The organism is Amycolatopsis sp. NPDC004747 (assembly GCF_053601335.1).
Genome location: NZ_JBSGBQ010000016.1, coordinates 43376 through 67177, shown reverse-complemented (window position 1 = coordinate 67177; position 23802 = coordinate 43376). Strand labels below are relative to the sequence as shown.

Here is a 23802-nt window from a genome sequence, read left to right as displayed (position 1 = left end):
CGGTTGGGGCAGCGAGACCTCGAGGCGGCGTTGCCGGCCGGGGCGGATCCCCGGCGGCACGCCCGTGTCCTCGCGCAGGTGCACGAAGCGGCTCTGAACGGCCAGGCGCTGCCCAGCCGGCTCCGGCCGGTCATCGGCGCGTCCTGGCAGCGGATGCGCCGCCTCGGCCTGGACCCGGACAGCCGGGCCGCCGCGCCCGTCCTGAGCCTCGAACAGCTGGAAGCACGCCGCCGGGCGAGCGGCCTGGCCGAGGCGCTCCCCGTCCTGCGCGGCGGCCTGATCAGCCTCGCCGAGCAGGCCGCGCACATCATGGTCATCGCCGACGCCGGTGGCGCCGTCCTCTGGCGGGACGGCAGCGCCGCCGTCCGCCGCCGCGCCGACCGGCTCGGGTTCGTCGAAGGCGTCGACTGGCAGGAGGAGTCCGTCGGCACCAACGCCATCGGCACCGCGCTGGTCGCCCGCAGCCCGATCCAGGTGTACTCCGCCGAGCACTACGTCCGCGCCCAGCACTCCTGGACGTGCGCGGCCGCACCGCTGCACGACCCGCGTGACGGCAGGCTGCTCGGAGTCGTCGACCTCTCCGGCCCGGCCCCGACCGTCCACGCCACGACGTTGGCGCTGGTCGACGTCGTGACACGGCTCGCGGAAGCCCAGCTGCGCACCACCCACCTCACCGAGCTCGAACGCCTTCGCGGCTTCGCCGTCCCGGTGCTCGCCAAGGTCGGCGGCCGCGCGATGGTGGCCGACGAACACGGCTGGGTCGCCGCGGCCGCCGGGGTCGCGCCGGTCGAGAAGGTCGCGCTGCCCACCGGCCTCGGGCCCGGGCGGACCTGGCTGCCGACGTACGGCGACTGCTCGGTCGAGCCGGTGCCCGGCGGCTGGCTGCTCCGGCTGACCGAGAACGACGCCGCCCCGCCCACCCGCGTCGTGCTCGACGTCCGGTCGCCGCGCGCACCCGAGCTCATCGTCGCCAGTGCCGCCGGGACCTGGACGCACCGGCTCAGCCCGCGCCACGCCGAGGTGCTGTACGTGCTGGCCAGCCACCGCGACGGCCGGTCGGCGTCCGAGCTGTCGGGCGACCTCTTCGGCGACGCCGGCCGGACGGTGACCGTCCGTGCCGAGATGTCCCGGCTGCGACGGCACTTCGGCGGCATCCTCGGCGCGAAGCCGTACCGCTTCGCCGACGACGTCGAGGTGATCGTCCGCCGGCCGCCGGACCCCGAAGCGGTGCTCCCGCACTCGCTCGCCCCGGCCATCCGCGGCTGACCCACCCGGAACACGCGATCATGGACGCGTGCCGAACCGCCTGCCCGACACCATCGCGCCGAGCTGGCTGGTGGTGCAGCTGCTCGGCACGCTCTTCTTCGCCGCGACCCTGATCACCGCCCGCGAGGCCGACCCCCGCGTCTGGATCGCCTACGGCGTCGCCACCGCCTGCTGGCTGGGCTTCGTCCTGCAGACACGACGGCGGCCGAGGACGGCGGCCGCGCTGCTCGCCGCCGCGAGCGCGGTGCCGGCGGCGATCGTCGGCTGGGCCGGGGACTCGTCGGCGATCCTGCTGTCCGTCATCGCCCTCGGCCGGCTCGCCACGCTCACCTCGGTCGGCGTCGGCGCGATCCTCGCCGCCGGCCTCCTGGACGTCGCACTGGCGGTGACGTCGCACGCGCTCGCCGGACAGTCACTCGGCGAGTCCCTCGCCGACGCCGGCGTGATGCTGCTGCTGGTGCTGCTCGGGCTCAACCGCCGCCAGTACGAGGTGCAGGCGACGCAGAGCGAGGCCCTGCTGGAGCAGACGCGGCTCGCTCAGGCCGAACACGCCCGCGCCGCCGCGCTCGACGAACGCACCCGGATCGCCCGCGAGCTCCACGACCTCCTCGCGCATTCCCTTGGCGCGCTGGGCGTCCAGCTCGAGCTCGCCGAAGCGCTGCTGGCCGAGAAGTCCGATGTGGACGGTGCACTGCGGTCCGTCCGGCGCTCGCGGAAGCTCGCCGCCAACGGCCTGGCCGAAGCGCGCGACGCCGTCGCCGCGCTCCGCCGGGACGTCCTGCCGCTCACCGAAACCCTGGCCGCGACGGCGTCGGCGCACGCTCGCGACCACGGCGTCACCGTCGCGTTCGACGCCGACGGCGAAACCCGGCCGCTCACCTCGGCGGCGGTGGTCGCCCTGGTCGGCATCGCGCGGGAAGCCCTGACGAACGCCGGCAAGCACGCGCCGGGCCAGGACATCCGGATGCGGCTGACCCACGCACCCGGCGTCGTCCGGCTCGACGTCCGCAACGCGCTCGCGGGATTCACCCGGACAGGTGAAGGATTCGGCCTGGCCGGCATGCGCGAACGGCTCGCCCTCGCCGGCGGCACGCTGACGGCGGGCCCCGAAGACGGCCAGTGGCGCGTGCTGGCGGAAGTCCGGACCTGATCACCGGTGTGCGCCGGAACACATCCGCCCAGATCACGTGCTGATGACAGCGGGCGGTGCCGGTGCCCGCGCGCGCGGCGACTCGGCTACCTTCTGCGGGTACGGCTCACAGCGATCTTTTTCGGGGGCTCCGGGTCGCCAAGCCCCCAGCCTGGGGCGAGGCCCCGGATGGCAGGGGAGGAATTCCGGGATGACCAGCACTGCGACGGCCCCGGCGCCCGCGCCGGCACCCCAGCCGTCGCCACCGGACGGCGGCGACCGCACCGGCGGCCGCAGCGGCCTGCTGGGGCTGCTCGACCTGCCGGGCCAGGGGGTCCGCGCGGTCATCCGGTCGGCCGCGACCACGCCCGGCAGGCTCACCGTGATCGCCGTCGGGCTGGTGCTGCTGGCCCTCGTCGCCGGGCTCGTCGCGACGCTGTCGGTGCAGGACCGCGACGACACGATCTCCGGCGTCATCGACCACCGCGAACCACTCGCCGCCGCGTCGCAGCAGGTCTACCGCTCGCTTTCGGACGCGGACGCGACCGCCGCGAGCGCGTTCCTCTCCATCGGCACCGAGCCACCCGAGCTCCGCCAGCGCTACGAGCGGGACATCGCCGAAGCCGGCGCCGCGCTCGCGAAGGCCGCTTCGGACGCCGCGGACGTCGCCGACGCGGCCACCCCGGTCGACATGCTGAACCAGCAGCTGCCCGTCTACACCGGGCTCGTCGAGACGGCGCGGGCGAACAACCGCCTCGGCTACCCGGTCGGCGCGTCCTACCTGCGCGAGGCGTCCGAGCTGATGCGGGCGAAGATCCTGCCCGCCGCCCAGGACCTCTACCGGATCGACACCGAACGGCTCATCGAAGAGCAGGACAGCGCCACCGGTTTCCCGTGGCTCGCCACGATCCTGGTGGTCGCCCTGCTGGCCGCGCTGATCGTCGCCCAGGTCTACCTGACCCGGCGGACCAACCGGCTGCTCAACGTCGGGCTCGTCGTCGCCACGGCCGCCGTCGTGGTTTCGCTGCTGTGGGGCGCGGTCGCGCTGATCGTCCAGGGCAGCCTGGTCGGCAGCGGCCAGGACGACGGTTCGCACCGCGTCGACGTGCTCGTCCGCGCGCGGATCGCCGCGCTGCAGGCCCGCGCCGACGAAACGCTGACCCTGGTCGCCCGCGGCGACGGCGGCGCGTACGAGAAGGACTTCGCCGACAAGGCGGTCCAGCTGGTCGGCCAAGACGGCCAGGGCGGCCTCCTCGCCGAAGCCCGCGGCCTGATCAAGGACGGCGCCGGCGCCACCAAGGTCGACGACGCGTCGAAGGCCGCGACCGACTGGCTGAAGGCACACGGACAGGTGCGCGACCAGGACAACGCCGGGGCGTACCAGGAAGCCGTGAACTCCGCCGTGCAGGAAGACGCGAACGGCGGCTCGGCGCCGGCGTTCCGGCGGCTCGACGACAGCCTCCAGGCGGCGATCGACGTCGGCAGGCAGGACTTCCTCGACGACACCCACAACGGCGACCGCGCGCTGACCTTCCTCGCCCCCGGCCTGGCCGTGCTGGCGATCGTCGCCGCGGCGGGTGTCACCATGGGAATCCGGGAGCGACTGAGGGAGTACCGGTGAGCAGGCGGCGTAACACGGTCCGGGCGGGCGTGCTGGCGGTCGTCGCGCTGCTGGCGGCGGCCTGCGGCAGTGCCGGCAAACCGGTCGACCCGGCGCCGGTCAGCAACGCGGCCTGGCCGCAGCCCGCGCACGTCGGCGGCCCGGACGCGACGGCGGGCGGCGGCTCCGACACCAGCTGCAACCCCTTGGCCAGCCTGGCGCCGGCCGGCAGCACGGCGGTCCCCGAAAGCTCGACGATGTCCGACATCAAGAAGCGCGGCAAGCTGATCGCCGGCGTCGACCAGACCACCTACCTCTTCGGGTTCCGCAACCCCACCTCGGGCAACCTCGAGGGCTTCGACATCGACATGGTGTACGCCATCGCCAAGGCGATCTTCGGCACGGCCGACGGCCACGTGCAGTTCCGCGCGATCCCGTCTTCGCAGCGCGAGGAGGTGCTGAAGAAGCACCAGGTCGACATCGTGGTCCGGACCTACAGCATCACCTGCGCGCGCAAGAAGGACGTCGCGTTCTCCTCCGTGTACTACGTGGCCGGCCAGAAGATCCTGGTCGCGAAGGAGTCGAAGGCGCAGAAGCTGTCGGACCTGAGCGGCAAGCGGGTGTGCGCGACCAAGAAGTCGACGTCGCTGGCGAAGATCGCGACGGACCCGGCCAAACCGCTGCCGATCTCGGTGGACAACTGGTCGGACTGCCTGGTGATGCTCCAGCAGGGCCAGGTCGACGCCGTGTCGACCGACGACACCATCCTCGCCGGGATGGCCGCGCAGGACTCGACGCTCGAGGTCCGCGGTGACCCGCTGACCCAGGAGAACTACGGCATCGGCGTGCCGAAGGACCGCGAAGACCTGGTCCGGTACGTCAACGCGGTGCTCGACCAGATCCGCGGCAACGGCGTGTGGCAGGACAGCTACCGCCGCTGGGTGGAAGCCCGGCTCGGACCGGCTTCGCCACCGTCGCCGCAGTACCAGTGAACGCAACTCGAGCGCGACTAGAATCGATCTCCGCACGTCGCAGGGATCCGGGAGGTAGCAGTGTCGGAGGAGCCGCGCCGTCCTCGGCACGCCGCGCCGGACGAGGGGCAGGTGGCCAAGCCGAACTGGCAGCCGCCGCCACCGGTGCGGTGGGAGACGCCGGAGCCGTCGATCTCCGGCCGCCTGGACGAGGGTGAGCCGTCCGGCGGCGAAGAGACCGTCTTCCACGCCCCCGTGCGCCGTCCGCCGACGCCGCCGCGCGGCCAGCCCGCCCCCGCGCGCGGACCGATCCCCGGCGCGGACGACCCGACGCGCCCGCCGGGCAGCATGAACCCCGTCGCGCCGCCGGTCGAGCCGACGCAGGCCGTGCGCCCGGACCCCAACGCGCCCCAGCCGACGAGCGTGCTCGCCGCGCCGGCGCCGGAAACCCAGAGCATCATGCCGCCGCTGCCCCGGCCGGACACCGGGCCGGGCACGCCGTTGCCGGACCCCGGCACCGAAAGCGTGCTGCCCGAGCGCACCAGCGAAGGACGGCACACCGGCACGGGTACCGGCACCGGAACGGGGACCGGCAGCGGCTCCGGCTCGGGACCCGGCTCGTTCCCCGGCACTTCGCGACGGACGTCTTCGCGGACGTCACGCTCGCGCCGCGGCCGGCTCGGCGCCGGGCTGGTCGAAGTCCCGCCGGTGCCCGCGCGCGACCCGGCGTCCGCGGTGCTGACGAACCCGGTGGTGTCGGAGGAAAAGCGGTTCTGCGGCAGCTGCAACGCGAAGGTCGGCCGCGGCAAGGACGGGCAACCCGGTTCGCCGGAAGGGAAGTGCGAGAACTGCGGCGCGCCGTTCTCCTTCCTCCCGAAGCTGCAGCCGCACGAGCTGGTCGGCGGCCAGTACGAGGTCCTCGGCGCGATCGCCTACGGCGGCCTCGGCTGGATCTACCTGGCGCAGGACCACAACGTCAGCGACCGCTGGGTCGTCCTCAAAGGACTGATCGACACCGGTGACGCGACGGCGATGGCGGCCGCGGCCAACGAGCAGCGCTTCCTCGCCGAGGTCGAGCACCCGAACATCGTCAAGATCCACAACTTCGTGCAGCACCCGGACGCCCACAGCGGGACGACCACCGGCTACATCGTCATGGAGTACGTCGGCGGCCAGTCGCTGCGGCAGCTCGCGCTGGCGCACCACCGGGAAAGCCGCCGCCCGGAGCCGCTGCCGATCGGCCAGGTCATCGCGTACGGGCTGGAAATCCTGCCCGCGCTCGGCTACCTGCACAGCCAGGGCCTGCTCTACTGCGACCTCAAACCCGACAACGTCATCCAGACCAACGAGCAGCTGAAGCTGATCGACCTCGGCGCGGTCCGCCGCACCGACGACTACGAAAGCCCGCTGTTCTTCACCACCGGCTACAGCGCGCCGGAACTGCCGACGCAGGGCGCGTCGGTGGCGTCGGACCTGTTCACCGTCGGGCGCACGCTCGCCGTGCTCAGCTTCGAGTTCACCGGCTACACCAGCAAGTTCAAGACGACCCTGCCCGGCCCGGACACCGTCCCGCTGTTCACGCTGTTCGGTTCCTACTACCGGTTCCTGCGGCGCGCGACGCACGCGGACCCGGACCGGCGCTTCCTCTCCGCCGAGGAGATGGCCGACCAGCTCACCGGGGTGCTGCGCGAGATCATGGCCCTCGGCACCGGCAAGCCGCGGCCCGGCGTGTCCACCGTGTTCGGCCCGGAGAGCCGCACGTTCGGCGTGCAGCTCGTGGTGCCCGAAGCCGGCGCCAGCGTGCCGCTGCCCGGCGCGGACGAGGTCGTCGCCGGGCTGCCGATCCCGCAGGTCGACACGGACGACCCGGCCGCGGGCGTGCTCGCCACCACGACCGCGCTCGACCCGCGGGCCGCGATCGAGGCACTGGCCGGCGCGCCGCGGGAGTCGATCGAGGTGCGGCTGCGGATCGTGCGCGCCCGGGTCGAGCTGGGCGAGTTCGCCGAGGCGCAGCGGCAGCTGCAGGCCGCGCAGTACCTGGCCATCAAGAACGGCTTCCCGCACGACTGGCGGATCGACTGGTACCGCGGCCTGATCGAACTCGCGGGCGGCCGTTCGCGGGTCGCGCACGTCGCGTTCGAAGCGGTCTACGACGACCTGCCGGGCGAAGTCGCCCCGAAGCTCGCCCTCGGCATCAGCGCCGAAGGCGTCGGCGACTACTTCGCCGCCGCGCGGTTCTACGAACTCGTCTGGCGCACCGACCGCACCTACGTCAGCGCCGCCTTCGGCCTCGCCCGCGTGTACCTGGCGCAGGGCGCGCGGGCCAGCGCGGTCGAGGTGCTCGAGACCGTGCCGCCGTCCTCCACCCACTACGTCGACGCGCAGGTCGCGGCGATCAAGATCAAGACGACGACGACCAAGGCCAACGGCCGCGAGACCCCGGTCACCGAGCACGACCTGCTCGACGCGTCCGCCCGGCTCGAACGGCTCCGGCTGGACGCCGAACGCCGGACGCAGCTGTCCGCCGGCGTGCTCGAAGCCGCGCACGAATGGCTCAAGCAGGGCAAGCCGACGCCGGGCGCGCGCGTGCTGGGGTGCCGGCTCGAGGAACGCGAACTGCGGTTCGGCCTCGAGCGGTGCTACCGGGCGCTGGCGCGGCTGGCGGGCACGATCGAGCAGCGCATCGAGCTGGTCGACCGGGCCAACGCCATCCGCCCCCGCACCCTCACCTGAGGCCGTCGCGAGCGGTCAGGGGTTGATTTCCCAGTCGCGCTCGGCGCGTTCTCGCTGGTTCTTCTCGTGCTGCGCGGCCAGCTTCTCCAGCGCCTGCGGGTCACCGTGGGTGTTGAAGTGCTCGAAGCCGACGACGACGAACAGCGCCCGCGCGCTCACCGCGATCGGGCCGTCCTCGGCGTCGAGGCGGCCGTCCGCGCTGACGTAGATCTTGCGGCCCGCGATGCCGTCCAGCCGGGCCTCGATGAACAGCGTCGAGCCGACCGGCACCGGCCGCCGGAAGTCCGTTTCGAGCTTGCCGGTCACCGCCGGGCGGCGCATCAGGTTGCCGACCGTCGAACCGAGCGCCTCGTCGAACGCGCAGGCCAGCAGCCCGCCGTGGGCGAGCCCAGGAGCGCCCTGGTGGGCCGCGGTGACGGTGAACCGCGAGTGCACGACCTGGCCTTCGCCGACGGTCGAGCGCAGGTGCAGGCCGGCGTCGGCTTCGTCGCCGCACCCGAAGCACTCCGCGAAGTGCACGCCGAGCTCGGTGCCCGGCTCCGGCGCCTTCGGGTGCGGGACCGCGGGCTCCACCTGCACCGGCGGCCAGGGTTGAGAAACACGACTCATGCGCTGACGTTAACCGGCGGGTAGCCGGCCGTCGCGCCCGACCCGCGAGGTATGTCGGCAACGTGCGTCTCTCAGTAGCCGGAAAGTTCCCCACCGTAGACAATTTCCGGCTCAGACTGCCGAGGCGGGAGAGCCGGTCAAGACTGGGCTGATGAGCTCGAACGGCCCAGTGGGCACTGCACGGGAGGAGTCGTCGCCGGCATGAGCGAAACAGCAGCAACGACGGGCAAACCGTCAGTGGACGAGAGAACCGTCAAGCGCGCCGTGTGGGCGTCGGCCATGGGCAACGCCACCGAGTGGTACGACTACGGCGTCTTCACCTCGGGCGCGATCGCGGTGAGCATCGGCACGCAGTTCTTCCCCGGTGAAGGCAACGCGGTCCTGAAGTCGCTCGCCCTGCTGGCGGTCGGGTTCATCGTGCGGCCGTTCGGCGGGGCGTTCTTCGGGCCGCTCGGCGACAAGCTCGGCCGCAAGCGGGTCCTCGCCATCACCATCCTGCTGATGTCCGGCTGCACCTTCCTGGTCGGCGTCCTGCCGACCTACGCGGGCAGCTACAGCATGGGCATCGCGGCACCGATCGCGATCCTGCTGCTGCGGATCATCCAGGGCTTCTCCACCGGCGGCGAGTACGGCGGAGCGGCGACGTTCATCGCCGAGTACTCCCCGACGAAGCGCCGCGGCTTCTTCGGCAGCTTCCTCGAACTCGGCACACTGGCCGGCTACGTGCTCGGCAACCTCGTGGTGCTGTCGGTGACGCTGTCGATGCCGCCGGAACAGGTCGACGCCTGGGGCTGGCGGATCCCGTTCTTCGTCGCGCTGCCGCTCGGCCTGGTCGGGCTCTACCTGCGGAACAAGCTCGAGGACACCCCCGAGTTCCGCCGCATGGAGGCCGCGGGCGAGGCGCCGAAGAAGGCGCCGCTCAAGGAGATCTTCGTCCGCAACTGGCGGATGATCCTCAACCTGATCGGCATCGTGCTGCTGCTCAACGTGGCGGACTACCTGCTGCTGACCACGATGCCGACGTACTTCACCGACACGTTGAAGATCAACGACAACACGGCGACGTTGATCATCATCGCGGTCGAAGTCATCCAGATGGCGATCATCATCCCGCTCGGCGCGCTGTCCGACCGGATCGGCCGGAAACCGTTGCTGCTGACGGCGGCCATCGGGTTCCTGGTGCTGAGCTGGCCCTGCCTCAAGCTCATGCAGTCCGGCAGCATCCTGTGGCTGTTCGTCGGGTTCCTGATCGTGGCGATCCTGCTGGTGTTCATGCTCGCGGTGATCGGCTCGACGTTCCCGGCGATGTTCCCGACGCGGGTGCGCTACGGCTCGTTCGCGATCGGCTACAACATCTCGACGTCGCTGTTCGGCGGGACCTGCGGTGTCATCGTGACGGCGCTGATCAAGAGCACCGGCAACGAGGACTGGCCGGCGTACTACCTGATGGCGGCGGCGCTGATCGCGATCATCCCGATCATCAAGATCCCGGAGACCTCGCAGGTGCCGATGGAACAGATCGACACCGAGGACAACAGCGGCCACCTGGCCTCCGCGGCCGCTCAACGCTGAGCGGCTGCCGGATAGCCGTGTGCCCCGCCCGGATCACCGGGCGGGGCACACGTGCGTCCGGGGCCACCTAGCGCGTCGTGCTCGTTCCCGGCTCGGCCGGCCGGGTCGCGGCCGTGGCCGTGGCGGAGCTGGGCGCGGAGGTGATCGGCGCCGGGCGGGAAACCGTCCGCGGGCCCGCGGACGGCGCCTGCGGGGTGGACGTCCGCTGGGTGCGCGAGCGGGTCTGGTCCGGCTCGGCCGACGGCGGCTGCGGTGCGATCGACGTCGCCGGGACCGGCAGCTCCGTGGGCGACGGGGTGGCGGACGTGGTGCCGACCGTGGACAGGCCGGGGCCGGCGGGCTGCACCGGCTCCGGTGGCCCGGCGCGGTGGCCGGCCAGGAAACCGGCCACCGCGAGGACGACCGCCGTCGCGGCCGAAGTGCCCGCGACGGCGAAGCGCTTGCGTCGTCGCCGGACCCGGCCACCGCGCTCGATCACGTCGGCGGCTTCGAGGCGCATCGGCGGCTGCGGGCCGCCGGCCGCGCCGGTCAGGATCGCGCGGACGTCGTCTTCGGGGTCCATGTTCGTCACCTCCCCTCCGTGGGTGCGCTGAACGTCAGCGCACCGTAGTGCGGGCCGAGCCGGTTGCGCAGCGTGGCCAGGCCGCGGGAGGCCTGGCTCTTCACCGTGCCGGTGCTGCAGCCGAGCGCCTGCGCCGTCTCTTCGACGCTCAGGTCTTCGAAGTACCGCAGCACCAGCACGGCACGCTGCTTGGGCGCCAGTACCGCCAGCGCCTGCCGGACCAGCAGGTCCTGGTCCCGCGCGGGTTCCGCCGGGAGTTCCGGCGGCGAATCGGTGAGGCGCTCCCGCTTCCACCTGCTGCGCCGGTGCTCGGCGAGGAACGTGCGCAGGACGACCTTGCGCGCGTAGGCGTCCAGCGCGTCGTGCCGCGACAGCCTCGGCCAGGCGAGGTAGATCTTGAGCAGCGCGGCCTGCGTGAGGTCTTCGGCCTGGTGCCAGTCCCCGCAGAGCAGGAAGGCGGTCGACCGCAGGCTGTGCGCGCGCTCGCCGAAGTACCGGGCGAACTCGCCGTCCCACGGCGAGCCCGGCCCGGTCGACGGACGGGAGCGGGAAATCACCTGGTTACCGGGTCTCCCACACGGCAGGCAGGTGCAGGTCGCCGGTCGGGCCGGCCGGCACGGCGCGGGGGACGCGCGCAGGGCGAGCCGGGACGGCGATCGGGGCGCGCGACGTCGCCGGGACAGCGCTCGGCGCCTGCTGGGGCCGGGTCCGGGTGGCCGGGGCGGGCGCCACGGTCGGCTCGGCCGGCCGGGTCACCTGGGTCGTGGGGGCGGCCGGCGCCTGCGCCTCCGAAGCCAGCGCGATGCCACCGGTCAGGGCGCCACCGGCGAGCACGAGCGCGCCGAGGGTCAGGGCGATGCGGATACGCAAGACAGCTCCTCATTCTCGCGGGCGCGGCAGGGATCGCTGCGCCTCTGCCCTAAGTCATGCGGTGGGTGATCACCGGGGTTGCATCGGATTTCGCGGGTTTCGGCGGTTTCCGTGAGGAGAAACGCGAACGGCCGGGAAGCCCGCAGAGGACTTCCCGGCCGCCCGGCTGTTTCCCGGTGTCTCGGCGCCGTTTCGATCAGTGGGCGAGCGCCGACAGCTTCTGCCAGCCCGCCCAGTCGTAGGTCCAGTCGCTGTAGTCGCCGTCCTTCGCGGTCAGCGTCTGCGTGCTGCCGGTGATCTCGACCGGGTCGCCGGTGAGCACGCCGTCGTAGTACTCCTTGGCCCGCGCGGGCGAAAGGTTCAGGCAGCCGTGCGAGACGTTCTTCTTGCCCTGCGCCCAGACCGAGGCGGCCAGGCCGTGGATGAACTCGCCGTTGTTCGAGATCCGGACCGCCCACGGCACCACGACGTTTTCGTAGTGGTACTTCGGGTTGCTCATCGCGTACGTGGCCTGCTTGCCCATCACGACGTGCACGCCGCTGTGGGTGACGCGGCCCGGGTCGGAGTCGAGGCCGTAGCTCACCGGGTAGTCGGCGATCTGCTGGCCGTCGCGGATCACCTGCATGGTGTGCTGTTGGGTGTTGCCCTTGACGATCTGCGAGCGGCCGATGGTGAAGCTGGCCGACACGTCCTGCTTGCCGTAGGTGCCGTCACCGAGCTTGACGCCGTAGATCTTGGCGTTGACCTTCACCGTGGTACCCGGCTTGAAGTACTCCTTCGGCCGCCAGTGCACCGAAGTGTCGCCCTCCATCCAGCCCCACGAGCCCTCGGTCTTGGGCGTGGTCTCGACCGACAGCGCCTTCTCGACGGAGGCCTTGTCGGTGACGCGGTTCGGGAAGGTCAGCGCGATCGGCATCGCGATGCCGTACGTCTGGCCGTCACCGACGTTCAGGCTGGCCGCCATCTGGCGCTTCGGCTTGACCGTGGTGAACGCGCCGCCGATGGCCACGTTCTTGCCGTCGGCGCCCTGCACCTGGCCGGACCACGTGTAGGTCTTGCCGTAGCCGAGCTGCTCGGTGGTGGCCCAGCTCTTCTTGTCCGCGGACGCCTGCCCCTGGACCTGCTTGCCGTCCGGGTTGGTCAGCGTGACCGACGTGATCGTGCCGTCGGTGACCTGGACGCCGACCGGCTCGCCGGGCGCGACGTCCTGGGCGCCGCCCGCCGGCGTCACCGTCAGCTTCGCGGGCTGCGCACTGGGGGCGGGCGAGCTGGTCGGGCCGCCTCCCGAAGTGCCGCTCGCCGACACCGTCGGTTCGCTGCTGCACGCCCCCAGCGTGAGCACGGCGACCAAGCCCAGTGCCACGGCAGCGCCCCGGCGCCGCGTGGAAGTCCTCACCGTCACACCCATTCCCCTTTGCCCCTTTGGTGCTTCCCCTCTTCGAGACGCCCCGCGGACCAGGTACGTTGAGTAACCTTGGCGTGACGAACGTCACAATGGTCGTGGCGGGCTTTAACGGAGGGGGCACGGGCGACTCCGAGCCGTATCCGGTGATCACGGTGTCGCTGTGCTGCGTCAGACTAGCCGGTGGGTACGACAGAACGGGGCGGGAGCCCTACGACGTTCCGGTGACCTTGGTGCCCAGAGCCGGTTTTCGCCTCGATCACGGGGTTCAACTTTGGCCAGATCCCGGTAGTCTGCTCTCAGGCCGTCGTTTTGCGTGTTAGTGGCTTCACACTCGCGGAACTTCTGACGCGAGCCATGGAGCCGACACGCTCTTGACTCGACTCGTTGGAACCGCCCGGGACGGTCGGGGTGCCGCTTCGGTGGCATTCGAAGCGGATCTGTGTAACGAGGAGTACAGCGGTGGCGCAAGGCACTGTGAAGTGGTTCAACGCGGAGAAGGGCTTCGGCTTCATCGCGCAGGACGGCGGCGAAGGCGACGTGTTCGTTCACTACTCGGAGATCGAGGGCCGCGGCTTCCGCACCCTCGAGGAGAACCAGCGAGTGGAGTTCGAGGTCGGCCAGGGCCAGAAGGGTCCGCAGGCCCAGAAGGTCCGCGCGATCTGAAACGAGGCTGAACAAGCCTCGCAGGCCCTTTGTGCGTCTTAAGGCCTGAGCGAAGGGCCCCCGGCGGCAGCCGGGGGCCCTTTCTCATGGGTTCTTGGTGCGGCGCCTGGCTTAGCGGCGCGCAACGGCCGGCGCGTCGAAGGCGTTGGCGGGGAAGTGGAACTCGTCGGTGAGGTCGCTGACCTCGCCGGCACCGGCCTGCTGCCGCTGGTCGTGGACGGAGGAGGCCTGTCCCTCCCAGTTGAGCCGCTCGAGGATCCATTCCTGCGCGAGCGCCTGCGGCGAGATCTGCCGCTCGGCGGCGATGTCCTTCAGCTGCTGGCTGGCCACGAGGCTCATCCGCAGCTGGTACACCTGCGCTTCACCGAACCGCTTGCCGGACCCGGTGCTCTCGAGATCGTTGTCCGGAGCCAGCGCGGCCAGGTACGAGGTGAGCTCGGTGTCCTCGACGGCACCGTCGTCCGCAGGCTTCGCGGCACCACGATGACGCCCAGAAGACGCGGCGGCTTTCAGGTTCGTGCGGCTGCTCAAGCGGCCAAGGGAGGGAAGAGGCACGCTGGCCACGATAACGTTTAGATCTCGCCACACAAACCACTGTGAGCTACAACACGCCGAGAGTATTCCCCGTTAGGCCCAATCGCCACCCATTCAGCCCAACCTCTGCAAACGCAACGCAACTCCCCGCTAACAGACCGGGTCGATCATCGGTCAAAGAACGCTACGAGAGACGACCGGTGCTGAGGCTGATGGTGATGGAGGGACGTGAGTGGCTGGTGGGGCGCGAAGCAGCGGTGGCTGGGAAAGGGAGCGCGAGTCACTAAAGCCTCGTTCGCGACGCGGGGCGGCCGAAACTGTCGGTGGTCGCCGGTAACGTAAAAACCGGGGGTTCCCTTACGCGCGCGGGTCGTCGCAGGGGCGCCAGGTTTCTAGGCGACAGCACGCGAGCGGTTGGCTCACCGCCCGACGCGCCAGGGCGCGCAGCGCCCGAGGCGAAAGCCGGGCTGAGGTCGAGGCGTCGTGGGGCCGGAGACGCGGGCCGGCGCAGCAGGGTCGGGGCCGCGGGTCGGCAACCCCACCGCGTCAAGGTTGCAGTGAAGGCACGGCAGGAGCCAGTGCTGCGGGGCCGGCAGACGAAACCACGCTGGGACCCGAGCGCGAGGCACCGTGGGGGGTCCGGGGGGCTCGGCCCCCGGGTCGGCACACCGAAATGAATGGGCCAGGCAAAGGGCGAAGCCCGAGCCTGCCCAGAAATGGAGGACCCCCGCGCCAGGGGGAGGAACGCGGGGGTCGGAGGGGATCTCCACAGGCGCTGACCGGGGGTGTGTCAGCACCTCGATTGTTGCACGAGTTGGGTGGTTGGGCGAGTGGAGAGCGGGAAATTTCCCCGTGTGGTGTCACATCGGGGCGCGGGTGACGTTCGTTCGGGTGGGGTTCTTCTCCGACCTTGCCGATTGCGCTGCGTTGAGCGGAGCGTGGCCTCAGGTTCACTCTCCGGGGGGCTGTGTGTGGTGGCCGGCGCTGGTTAGCCTCGCGGCCAAGTTGTTGTGAGCCGTGTGGAGGAGCTATGAGCGGGTCTGTTGAAGTGCGGCAGTTCCTCCTTCGGTACGAAGGTGCCGATGGGGGGAGTGCGCCGTTTGCCGGGGCGTTGCCGGCGCAGCGGAGCGGGGCGGCGGATGCGCAGCGGGTGTCGGACGACCAGGTCCGGCGCGCCCGGCTGGCGGTGGCGAACGGTGCGCTGGGGGTCGAGGACTGCGTCCAGTTGCTGGAGATGCTGGGGCTGAACCTGGATGAAGACGGGCAGGCGCCGGTTCAGCGTTGAGGGGGTGGGTCCGGCGCGTCGCGCCGGGCCCGTCCGGTGATATTTCCGCAGGTTGTGGCTCTTTTCGGGAAGTAATTGCCAGGGCTGTCGCTCACTGTTTGACCCCGGTTTCGTAACAGTGTTACGGTTGCGGTGTCGAAAGGGGACGGACATGACGGCGGTCGAGGGTGTGGCGGGTCTGGCGAACCGGATCAGGCCGGTGGTGCAGGTGCTCGGCGGGAAGTTCATGACCTCGCCGGAGCTGGCCGCGGTCGAAGCGGAAGCGGGGCTGCCGCCGCGTTCGCTGTACCTGCGGGGGCGGTCGGCGGTGCTGGGCGACGTCCCGCCGAAGGTGGCCGCCGAGCTGTTCGGCATCTTCCCGCACTGGCTGTTCGAGTTCGTCCTGCCGCCGGCGACGGCGGCCCTCGACGCGCCCGCCGCCGTGCGCGCCTACGCGGAGTCATCGGCTCGGTGGTCGCGTGTCAGCCTTTCGGCCGTACCGGAGCCCGGCCGCTTGGCGGAGCTGCTGTTCCGCGTCGTGGACGCTGCGGATGCCAGCGGCCTGGCGCTCTTCGCGGGGTGGAAGAACGCCGAGCGTCCCGAGGGTGACGTCGAACGCCTCGGCTTCGCGCTGATGGTCTTCCGCGAGCTGCGCGGCGGGCTCCACTTCGCGGCACTGCGGGCGCTGGGCCTGTCGGTCCCGGAGGCGGTGATCGCGGACCCGGAGGGCGGCCGCGCGCGCCTGCTGCGCACGGCGTGGCCGGAGGACGCGGCCGACGAGCTGGTCGCGTCGGCGGAGCGCAAGCCGGACCTGCGCGACCGCTGGCGGCACGCCGAAGCCCTGACCGATGATCGCGTCGGCGAACTGCTCGTGTCGGCGCTCGCGGAGCCGGAGCGCGCCGAGCTTGCTCGCCGCCTGGCGGATCTGGCGGCATTTGCGCAGGTCTGAGCCTCGCTGATGGCTTAAGGAACCCCCTGTGCAAAGCGGTGGTGGCGTGCCCTATGCTTGTAATCGCTCCCAGGGGAACCTGAGAGCGCGGTCGGTCGGTCACCCGAAACCGGCCGGGCTCCCATCGTTCAGCGGCCTAGGACTCCGCCCTTTCAAGGCGGCAACGCGGGTTCGAATCCCGTTGGGAGTACGCAGTACAGTAGTAAACGCAAGGCCCTGTGGCGCAGTTGGTTAGCGCGTCGCCCTGTCACGGCGAAGGTCGCGGGTTCGAGTCCCGTCAGGGTCGCAAGATCGTTCGGCTCCTCGCCGGCGTTCCCGGCCAGGTAGCTCAGTTGGTACGAGCGTCCGCCTGAAAAGCGGAAGGTCGCCGGTTCGACCCCGGCCCTGGCCACGCACGAAGAAGCCGTCTTGACCCAGGTCAAGGCGGCTTTCTTGTGTCTGAGACCGATCTTGGCCGTGGCCGTTGTTGACCTTGGTTGACCGCCGTTGGCCGTCGCTGGTTGCACGTGTGTTGCACGGCGGGTCTGGTGCTCCGCGAGCTGGTACCGGCGCCGCCGCCAAGGCGATGCGGTGCCCGACCTCAGCGGCGCGATCGAGCTCGCCGCCAGGAAGGCACGGCTCTCCGAGCGGGCACCGCAGCCCGCCTTTACGTCAGCTTCGCGGCCAGCACATCGAGCTGCGCTATGTCCGGCGGCTTCGCGAACAGCTCGTCGGCCCTTGCCCCGAGCGCTTGGCCGACCTTGCCCTGCAGATGGGCCGTGCGGCCGGCGTCGTCGGGAAAGAAGTCCACGATCGCATACGTCGTCGGTCCGAGCTTGACGGCGAACCACGGGTAGGTGGCCGGCTCGTCCTCGACCAGCGAGCGACCGGCGTTGAGGAACTCTTCGACGTCAGCCTCCTTGCCCGGCTTCGCCTCCAGCGTCACCAGCAGTCCCACCGTGACGGACATGGCTACCTCCTGCGGTCGGTCGATCTCTGCGGAGGTCAGCATCGCGCGGTGCAGGCGGGCGGCGCACCAGCCCGCCGGGCCTGACATCGAGCGGAGTTGTTGACCTGCCAGACCAGGCCTCAGCTGACGGCTCCCACACCTCGGCCCTGGCTCCGGGAGCGAAACCCGGTTGCGGTGGCCTGACCGGCGCTGGCATGGTGACCAGCCCGGATGCCCGCGAGCGTGGTCGTTCGCCGCTCAACGGAGGTTGTCTTGCACAAGCTGGTGGTCCTTTATCCCGAGCCCGCCGATCGCGACCACTTCCGCGACTACTACGTCACCACCCACCTCCCGCTGGTCACGCAGATGCCGGGCCTGCTCGCGTGGCGCTACAGCTTCGACGTGGCAGCGACACAAGGGCAGACGCCGTACTTCGCGATCTTCGAAGCCGAGTTCGCCGACGCGGAGGCGATGACCGCGGCGAGGGCGTCTCCGCAAGGCCGGCAGGCGGCCGCCGACGTCGCCAACTACGCCACCGGTGGTGCGGTCGTCATCCACTACCCGGCGCAGGACGGCGCTACGTCGGCACCGTGACGAATGTCTGGGACGCCGAGGCCGCGACGTTCGACGATCAGCCCGACCACGGCCTCCGGGACCCCGCCGTCCGGGCCGCCTGGGCCGGGCTCCTGCTGCCGCTGATGCCGCCGGCTCCCGCGGCCGTCGTGGATCTCGGGTGTGGGACCGGAAGTCTGGCCGTCCTGCTCGCCCAGTCCGGCTACGTCGTGCACGGCGTGGATTCCTCGCCCGGGATGCTCGCCGTCGCCGAGGAGAAGGCTGCGGGGCTCGGCGTCGATTTCCGTGCCGGGGATGCCGCCGATCCGCCGTGCCCGGCCGGGGCTTACGACGTCGTGCTGGCGCGGCACGTCCTGTGGGCCCTGCCCGATCCGGCCGCCGCGCTCGGGGCCTGGGTGCGGTTGCTGAAGCCCGGCGGCCGGCTGGTGCTCGTCGAAGGCCGGTGGTTCACCGGGGCCGGGATCGCGGCCGACGAGTGCGAACGCCTTGTCCGCGCGCACCGGAACACCGCCACGGTGACCCGGCTCGACGACCCCGCACTGTGGGGCGGGCCGATCGACGACGAAAGGTACGTGCTCGTCAGCTGAGGCGAGGCCGGGTACTGCCTGGATTAGGCCGAACGAGTGAACCGCAAGAAGCCGTGTCCGGACCCGGGGCTCGGCCACGACCACCCGGCGAAAGGCAGCCCACCCGGGGCCGCCGCCCGAACGCGGGGAGCCGAGTCATGCGTTACCTCCTTACCCTCCACATGAACCCCACCATCTGGGACACCCTCACCGACGAGCAGAAGAACGGCGTCTTCGAAGGGCACGGGGACTTCATCAAGCTCGTCACCGAGTCCGGCGAGATGGTCGAGACCAAAGCGCTCGCCGAAGCCGCCGAGACCAAGACGGTTCAGGTCAAGGACGGCGTCACCCAGACCACGACCGGCGGCTACGTCGAAGCCGACTCCTTCCTCTGCGGCTACTACGTCGTCGACGTCAAGGACGAAGAGCGGGCCGTCGAACTCGCCGCCAAGATCCCCGACGCCCAGTACACCGCCGTCGAGGTGCGGAAGGTCGTGCACGAAGGTTGACCTCCAGCAAGGTCGAGGGTCCATGATGGACCCATGACCACCGAAGGGGAATGGGGCATCGGCGCCGTCGATCTCGACGCCTACCTCGCGCGCGTCGGGCAACCGCGGCGGGCGCCGTCCGAAGGCGCGCTCACCGAGCTCATGCGGGCGCACGTCAACACCATCCCGTTCGAGAACGTCGACGTCGTTCTCGGGCAGCACCAAGGGATTTCGCTCGACGTCGTCAGCGCGAAACTCGTCGGACGGCGGCGGGGCGGCTACTGCTACGAACAGAGTGGCCTCTTCGCCGCCGTCCTCGAACAGCTCGGCTACACCGTGCACCGGCTTTCCGCGCGCGTGCAACCCCGACGGCCGGGGCCCTACACGCACATGACGCTCGTGGTGGACGTCGACGAGAAGCAGTTCCTCGCCGACGTCGGGTTCGGCGCCGGGATCCTCGACCCGATGCCGCTCGTCGACGGGCACGAGGTCGACCAGGCCGGCTGGCTCCACCGCACCAAGCGAACCGGCGAATGGTGGACCCTGCAGAAGGGCGACGAGGACCTCCTCGAATTCCGCCTCAACGAGATGCACCCCATCGACTACGAGGTCTACCACCACTACACCTCGACGCACCCGAAGTCGCCGTTCACCGGGCGGCTGGTGGTCATGCGGATCGAGCCCGGCCTCGGCCGCAAGCTCCTCGGCCGGGAACTCACCGTCGAAAAACCCGACGGCAGCAGCGAAACCACCACGATCCCGCCCGGCGAGCTCGACGTCACCCTGAAGGACCTCGGCATCGAGCTGACGGCGGACGAACTGGACCGGCTGAAGCAGGTCTACTGACCGAACAGCTCGGCCGCCGGCGCCGGACGGCCGAGGTGGTAGCCCTGCGCCTGGTCGCAGCCGAGCGCGCGGAGCAGCTCCAGCTGCTCCGCCGACTCGACGCCCTCGGCGATCACCGTCAGGTCCACCGCGTGGGCCATCGCGATGATGCTCGTGACGATCGCCTCCGCGTCCCGCGACTCGGCGATCCCGGTGATGAACGAGCGGTCGATCTTCAGCGTGTCCAGCGTCAGCCGGCGCAGCTGCGCGAGCGACGAATACCCGGTGCCGAAGTCGTCGATCGCCAGCAGCACACCCAAGGACCGCAGGGACGCCAGCACTTCCGCGGCCGCTTCCTGGTCGCGCATCAACGCGCTTTCGGTGACCTCCAGGCACAGCGCGCCGGCCGGCAGCCCGGTGGCCGCCAGCGCGTCCTCGACCGCGGGCACCAGGTGCGGGTCGTCGAGCTGGCGGGTGGAGAGGTTCACCTTCAGCGTCAGGTCCAGCCCTTGCCGGACCCGCCGCCCGGCCAGCTCGCGGGTCGTCGCGCGCAGCATCTCCTTGCCGATCACGTTGATCAGGTCGCTCTCCTCGGCGAGCGGGATGAACTCCGACGGCGAAATCGCGCCGTGCCGCGGGTGCGTCCACCGCAGCAGCGCCTCCACCGCGACCATCTCGCCGGTCCGCAGGTCGACGACCGGCTGGTAGGCGGGCCAGAGCTGGCCGCCGTGCACCGCGTCGCGCAGGTCCTGCTCCATCCGCAGCCGCCGCTGCACCCGCTCGCGCAGGCTGACGTTGAAGACGTGGTGACGACCCCGGCCGAGCGCTTTCGCTTGGTACATCGCGATGTCCGCGTCGCGCAGCAGGTCCTCGGCGCTGCGTCGGTCGTCGTAGGCGACGAACACGACGCCGATGCTGGCGTCGAGGTGCAGCTGCCTGCCCAGGACGCCGATCGGTTCGGCCACCGCGGCCCGCAGGTGCTCGGCCAGCGCGCGGACCTCGGCCGGGTCGGTGACCTCGGCGGTGACGACGACGAACTCGTCGCCGCCCAGCCTGCCGACCAGGTCGTCGCGGCCCGAGCTGCGGCGCAGGCGTTCCCCGACGATCCGCAGCACCTGGTCGCCGACCGGGTGCCCGAGCGAGTCGTTGATGACCTTGAACTTGTCCAGGTCGAGGAACAGCACGGTGACCGCGCCGCGCTCGCGGACGTCGAGCCTGCCGAGCACGAGGGTCCGGTTCGCCAGCCTGGTCAGCGGGTCGTGGGTGGCGTCGTGCGCCAGCTGCGCGCTGATCGCGCGGGTCTCGGTGATGTCGGTGAACGACGTGACCACGGCCGTCGCCGGCGGGTCGTCCGAGTCGAGCAGCCGCGAGGTCAGCGACACCCAGACGTCGCGGCCGTCCGGTCGGCGCAGGCGGACGACCAGGCCGTTGTGCGTGACGCCGGTCCGCCGGGTCTGCACCGACGGCATCTCGTCCGGCGGGATCCACTGCCCGGACTCGGTGAACAGCGTCAGCGTGTGGCACGGGACGCCGACCAGCTCGGCTTCGGCGACGCCGAGGATCCGGCAGGCCGCCGGGTTCGCCGCCTCGATCAGCCCACCGGCGCCCATCACGAGCACGCCTTCGTCGAGGGAGGCGACCACCGTGCGGTAGTTCTGCTCGGCCCGCCGCCGTGCGGTTTCGTCAGCGCAGACGAGGACGTACCCGCCGTTCATCTCAGCTGCCGAAACGCGGACCGCGAGGGGCGCGCCGTCCCGCCGCCGGTGCACCGCCTCCGCGACGCCGCCGCCGCGCCGGATGGCCGGCAGGTCGAGCGGGGCGCCGACGAGTTCGCTCGCCCGCCGCCCGACGGCTTCGGCCGCTGTCCAGCCGTACACCGCCTCGGCGGCCGGGTTCCAGCTGGTCACGACGCCCTCGCCGGTGGTCGCGATCAGTGCGTCGCTGACGTGCGACACCAGCGCGGCCTGGTAGCGCAGCGCGTCGGCCGCCGCCTTCTTCGCCGTGATGTCGCGCATGACGACCTGGTACGCGCCTCCGCCGAGGTGCACCAGCACCGTCTCGACGGCGAACTTGCTGCCGTCCAGCCGGGACATCAGCGCTTCGACGGGCTCGCTCGCCTGCCCCGGCTCGGTCAGCCGGGCGAGCTCTTCCAGCACCACGGCCTGCGCGTCCTCGGCGACGAAGTCGGTGAACCGGCGGCCGACGACCTCGTCGGCCGAGCGCGCGGCGAAGGTTTCGAGGGCCGCGCGGTTGGCGTAGGTGAGCACGCCGTGCTCGTGCACGCAGATCGCGTCCGGACTCAGCTCCACCAGTTCGGCGAGCGAGTCGGCCTGCATGTGCGTGCGTCCCCCGTGAAGTCGGCGTGTGGCCCGTCGATTACACCACCGACTCCGGCCCCTGCCTACCCGGCCGAATCCGCGGCCGGCCTGCGGATGCGCTCCCGCAGCCACGGCCCGCAGACCAGCAGCCCGAAGTGCGCGGCGAACGCGTGGCCGAGCAGCGTGACCAGCGAGTCCAGGCTCGCCGGGTCGTCGCTCAGCCAGATCGCCGCGATGAACGACTCCAGCGCGAGCAGCGCGAGCAGGCGCGCGCGGCCGGGCAGGAAGAACACCAGCGCGCCGGCGGTGGTGAAGAAGCCGTAGCTGACCCCGATGTCGAGCCAGTGCCCGGCCGAGTTCGGCAGCACGTGCGCGCTGATCAGGGCCATCACCGGCAGCTCGGTGACGAGCGTGGCGACGATGTGGCCGGCGAAGAACACCAGCGCCGTGCGGCGGGCGCCGAACCGGCGCTCCAGCGGGGCGACGGCGACCGCGAAGATCAGGGCGTAGGCGAACCAGTTTTCGCCGGGCAGCCAGATGGCGCTGCTGAGCAGCGAGGTCAGCGGCCGCCGCCACAGGTTGTGGGCATCGGTGCTGGACAGCTCGAGCAGCCGGGTCGTCAGCGCCGGGTCGGCGAACTCCAGCAGCAACGTCGTGGCCAGCAGGACGACCAGGTAGCCGAAGGTGAACGGCGTCGTCTTCGGGTTGGGGACGTACCGGAGCAACGACCGCAGGCCGCGGCGGCGCGCAACGGCGATCGAGGGGACCGGCCGTTCGGCGTTCAGCAGCATGGACCGAGCTTCGGTGGTCATGCTGGGAGTATCACGAGCGTCAGCTTAGAAAACGCTGTGGATGTCACTCACCGTCAGATCTTGCATTACGTGACGAATTTTTGCCGCTACTTCACCCATTCGGGGGGCTTTTACGGTAATAATACGGCCACGATGTCGGCCGAGAGGCCTCTCGGGAAGGTCTGTCGGGGTGAACGACGAGGTATCGGTCGCCGAGCTGCTCGTGCGCGAGGGCTGGGGCGACCGTCCGGGACCCGGCCAGTCGCGCTGGCGGGTGGTCGCGGTGATGCTCGCCGTCATCGTCGGCTGCGGCGCCGCCGCGGCACTGGTCGCCTTCAGCGGCAAGGACCGCCAGGACGCTTCCCCGGTCGACCAGATCCAGGTCATCCCGTTCCCCCAGCGCACCACCGGGCTGGGCGGTGCCGACCAGGCCACGGACTCACCGCCCGACGGCGGGATCGGCGGCGGCACCGGCGGCGACGTCGTCACGGCGTCCAACGAGCACCGCGGCACCGTCACCGAGGTGCCGGGTCGCGACCCGGCCACCACGAGCACCGGCGCCGGAACCGCGACCCCGACCGCCACGCCGACCGGCTCCGCTCCCGCCACCTCGGGCACCCCGACCGTGACGCCGACCGGGAACCCGCCCACCTCCGGCAGCCCCCGGCCGACTCCGACGCCGACCCCGGCGCCCCGGACGCAGTGTTTCCTCATCATCTGCTGGTGATCAGGCCAGCTGCTCCGCGATGTCGCTGAAGTCCGAGGTGTTCCAGCGCTCCGGCCGCATCACGATCGCGATGTTGCGGCCGTGGGCTTCGTCGGTCGCGTCGGTGTAGGCCTCGCTCACGCCCGGCGGCAGGTAGCGGGCCGCCATCTCGTGCCGCTGGGCCTTCGTCATCGGCCACGACTCCACCACCGGGCCCTCGACCGAGACGTACTTGTAGACGCCGTCCTGCTGCTGCACGCACAGCGCGAACCGGCCGGCCGCCTCGATCAGCCGGGTCTTGCGCAGGCCGGGTGAGGTCATGATGACCACGTCGCCACCCGGCTCGTAGCGGTACCAGATCGGCGTGGTCAGCGGCGCCCGCCCGGGCTCGGCCGCGACGCTGAGCACGCCGACCTGCGGCTCGGCGAGGAACGCTTCACGCTCGTCCTTGGTCATCTTGCGGGCCATCTCGAGCTCCTT

24 protein-coding genes and 3 tRNA genes are annotated in these 23802 nt (G+C 71.2%); 17 read left to right on the top strand and 10 right to left on the bottom strand.

From position 1 onward, the window contains the following. Positions 1 to 3: 3 nt before the first annotated feature. The 5 genes from ACWEGE_RS25490 to ACWEGE_RS25470 all read left to right on the top strand — a co-directional run bounded on the left by ACWEGE_RS25490 (position 4) and on the right by ACWEGE_RS25470 (position 7699). Positions 4 to 1266 carry a GAF domain-containing protein gene (locus tag ACWEGE_RS25490; RefSeq protein ID WP_449662960.1) on the top strand — a complete coding sequence of 421 codons (1263 nt, stop codon included), beginning with the start codon at positions 4 to 6 and terminating at the stop codon, positions 1264 to 1266. Between the two features lie 28 nt (positions 1267 to 1294). After that, entirely contained in the window at positions 1295 to 2416 is a 1122-nt protein-coding gene (locus ACWEGE_RS25485) for a sensor histidine kinase (protein WP_449662959.1), read from the top strand. Positions 2417 to 2606: 190 nt separating this feature from the next. Further along, positions 2607 to 4016 (top strand): hypothetical protein, encoded by a 1410-nt coding sequence (locus ACWEGE_RS25480; RefSeq protein WP_449662958.1) that lies wholly within the window; start codon positions 2607 to 2609, stop codon positions 4014 to 4016. A 29-nt stretch (positions 4017 to 4045) separates the two neighbouring features. After that, entirely contained in the window at positions 4046 to 4987 is a 942-nt protein-coding gene (locus ACWEGE_RS25475; RefSeq protein WP_449663098.1) for a glutamate ABC transporter substrate-binding protein, read from the top strand. Between the two features lie 60 nt (positions 4988 to 5047). After that, positions 5048 to 7699, top strand: coding sequence for a tetratricopeptide repeat protein (locus tag ACWEGE_RS25470; protein WP_449662957.1), 2652 nt, complete (start codon positions 5048 to 5050; stop codon positions 7697 to 7699). A gap of 15 nt (positions 7700 to 7714) precedes the next feature. On the opposite strand, the gene ACWEGE_RS25465 is transcribed toward ACWEGE_RS25470, so the two are convergent. Further along, entirely contained in the window at positions 7715 to 8308 is a 594-nt protein-coding gene (locus ACWEGE_RS25465) for a PaaI family thioesterase (protein ID WP_449662956.1), read from the bottom strand. A 237-nt stretch (positions 8309 to 8545) separates the two neighbouring features. Between ACWEGE_RS25465 and ACWEGE_RS25460 the strand changes: the two genes are divergently transcribed. Continuing rightward, on the top strand, positions 8546 to 9880 hold the full coding sequence (locus ACWEGE_RS25460; protein ID WP_449663097.1) for an MFS transporter: 1335 nt from the start codon (positions 8546 to 8548) through the stop codon (positions 9878 to 9880). Between the two features lie 67 nt (positions 9881 to 9947). On the opposite strand, the gene ACWEGE_RS25455 is transcribed toward ACWEGE_RS25460, so the two are convergent. The 4 genes from ACWEGE_RS25455 to ACWEGE_RS25440 all read right to left on the bottom strand — a co-directional run bounded on the left by ACWEGE_RS25455 (position 9948) and on the right by ACWEGE_RS25440 (position 12720). Next, entirely contained in the window at positions 9948 to 10442 is a 495-nt protein-coding gene (locus ACWEGE_RS25455; RefSeq protein ID WP_449662955.1) for a hypothetical protein, read from the bottom strand. A 5-nt stretch (positions 10443 to 10447) separates the two neighbouring features. Continuing rightward, positions 10448 to 10999, bottom strand: coding sequence for a SigE family RNA polymerase sigma factor (locus tag ACWEGE_RS25450; RefSeq protein WP_449662954.1), 552 nt, complete (start codon positions 10997 to 10999; stop codon positions 10448 to 10450). A 4-nt stretch (positions 11000 to 11003) separates the two neighbouring features. Further along, complete coding sequence (locus tag ACWEGE_RS25445) at positions 11004 to 11312, bottom strand: hypothetical protein (RefSeq protein WP_449662953.1); 309 nt, start codon at positions 11310 to 11312, stop codon at positions 11004 to 11006. 196 nt (positions 11313 to 11508) lie between these two features. Then, complete coding sequence (locus ACWEGE_RS25440; RefSeq protein WP_449662952.1) at positions 11509 to 12720, bottom strand: L,D-transpeptidase; 1212 nt, start codon at positions 12718 to 12720, stop codon at positions 11509 to 11511. Positions 12721 to 13176: 456 nt separating this feature from the next. Here ACWEGE_RS25440 and ACWEGE_RS25435 point away from each other — a divergent pair, with 456 nt between their 5' ends. Continuing rightward, entirely contained in the window at positions 13177 to 13380 is a 204-nt protein-coding gene (locus tag ACWEGE_RS25435) for a cold-shock protein (RefSeq protein ID WP_003097368.1), read from the top strand. A 111-nt stretch (positions 13381 to 13491) separates the two neighbouring features. On the opposite strand, the gene ACWEGE_RS25430 is transcribed toward ACWEGE_RS25435, so the two are convergent. Next, complete coding sequence (locus tag ACWEGE_RS25430; protein WP_449662951.1) at positions 13492 to 13935, bottom strand: hypothetical protein; 444 nt, start codon at positions 13933 to 13935, stop codon at positions 13492 to 13494. 1009 nt (positions 13936 to 14944) lie between these two features. On the opposite strand from ACWEGE_RS25430, the gene ACWEGE_RS25425 reads away from it, so the two are divergent. The 5 genes from ACWEGE_RS25425 to ACWEGE_RS25405 all read left to right on the top strand — a co-directional run bounded on the left by ACWEGE_RS25425 (position 14945) and on the right by ACWEGE_RS25405 (position 16518). Continuing rightward, the gene (locus ACWEGE_RS25425) at positions 14945 to 15199 is read left to right on the top strand and encodes a hypothetical protein (protein WP_086838175.1); all 255 of its coding nucleotides are present in this window, start codon (positions 14945 to 14947) and stop codon (positions 15197 to 15199) included. A gap of 151 nt (positions 15200 to 15350) precedes the next feature. Continuing rightward, the gene (locus ACWEGE_RS25420) at positions 15351 to 16127 is read left to right on the top strand and encodes an SCO6745 family protein (RefSeq protein WP_449662950.1); all 777 of its coding nucleotides are present in this window, start codon (positions 15351 to 15353) and stop codon (positions 16125 to 16127) included. A 117-nt stretch (positions 16128 to 16244) separates the two neighbouring features. After that, positions 16245 to 16317: transfer RNA gene (locus tag ACWEGE_RS25415), tRNA-Glu, on the top strand. 22 nt (positions 16318 to 16339) lie between these two features. Further along, a tRNA-Asp gene (locus tag ACWEGE_RS25410) sits at positions 16340 to 16413 on the top strand. Between the two features lie 31 nt (positions 16414 to 16444). Further along, positions 16445 to 16518, top strand: a tRNA-Phe gene (locus ACWEGE_RS25405). A 255-nt stretch (positions 16519 to 16773) separates the two neighbouring features. On the opposite strand, the gene ACWEGE_RS25400 is transcribed toward ACWEGE_RS25405, so the two are convergent. After that, positions 16774 to 17076, bottom strand: a complete 303-nt coding sequence (locus ACWEGE_RS25400; protein WP_449662949.1) for a putative quinol monooxygenase — start codon at positions 17074 to 17076, stop codon at positions 16774 to 16776. 252 nt (positions 17077 to 17328) lie between these two features. Here ACWEGE_RS25400 and ACWEGE_RS25395 point away from each other — a divergent pair, with 252 nt between their 5' ends. The 4 genes from ACWEGE_RS25395 to ACWEGE_RS25380 all read left to right on the top strand — a co-directional run bounded on the left by ACWEGE_RS25395 (position 17329) and on the right by ACWEGE_RS25380 (position 19528). Next, on the top strand, positions 17329 to 17649 hold the full coding sequence (locus tag ACWEGE_RS25395) for an EthD family reductase (RefSeq protein ID WP_449662948.1): 321 nt from the start codon (positions 17329 to 17331) through the stop codon (positions 17647 to 17649). Beyond that, on the top strand, positions 17646 to 18215 hold the full coding sequence (locus ACWEGE_RS25390) for a class I SAM-dependent methyltransferase (RefSeq protein WP_449662947.1): 570 nt from the start codon (positions 17646 to 17648) through the stop codon (positions 18213 to 18215). The genes ACWEGE_RS25395 and ACWEGE_RS25390 overlap by 4 nt, the downstream gene beginning before the upstream one ends. Positions 18216 to 18352: 137 nt before the next feature. Beyond that, on the top strand, positions 18353 to 18703 hold the full coding sequence (locus ACWEGE_RS25385; protein WP_449662946.1) for a YciI family protein: 351 nt from the start codon (positions 18353 to 18355) through the stop codon (positions 18701 to 18703). Positions 18704 to 18736: 33 nt separating this feature from the next. Next, on the top strand, positions 18737 to 19528 hold the full coding sequence (locus ACWEGE_RS25380) for an arylamine N-acetyltransferase family protein (protein WP_449662945.1): 792 nt from the start codon (positions 18737 to 18739) through the stop codon (positions 19526 to 19528). Here the strand turns inward: ACWEGE_RS25380 and ACWEGE_RS25375 are convergent. Both ACWEGE_RS25375 and ACWEGE_RS25370 read right to left on the bottom strand, forming a co-directional pair. Next, on the bottom strand, positions 19522 to 21843 hold the full coding sequence (locus tag ACWEGE_RS25375) for a sensor domain-containing protein (protein ID WP_449662944.1): 2322 nt from the start codon (positions 21841 to 21843) through the stop codon (positions 19522 to 19524). The two genes, ACWEGE_RS25380 and ACWEGE_RS25375, sit on opposite strands and share 7 nt — an antisense overlap. Positions 21844 to 21908: 65 nt before the next feature. Further along, complete coding sequence (locus tag ACWEGE_RS25370; RefSeq protein WP_449662943.1) at positions 21909 to 22637, bottom strand: rhomboid-like protein; 729 nt, start codon at positions 22635 to 22637, stop codon at positions 21909 to 21911. A 169-nt stretch (positions 22638 to 22806) separates the two neighbouring features. Between ACWEGE_RS25370 and ACWEGE_RS25365 the strand changes: the two genes are divergently transcribed. After that, a complete protein-coding gene (locus ACWEGE_RS25365; protein WP_449662942.1) occupies positions 22807 to 23343 on the top strand; it encodes a hypothetical protein in 537 nt (178 codons plus the stop codon). On the opposite strand, the gene ACWEGE_RS25360 is transcribed toward ACWEGE_RS25365, so the two are convergent. Further along, a complete protein-coding gene (locus tag ACWEGE_RS25360) occupies positions 23344 to 23790 on the bottom strand; it encodes a pyridoxamine 5'-phosphate oxidase family protein (protein WP_449662941.1) in 447 nt (148 codons plus the stop codon). Positions 23791 to 23802 lie beyond the last annotated feature (12 nt).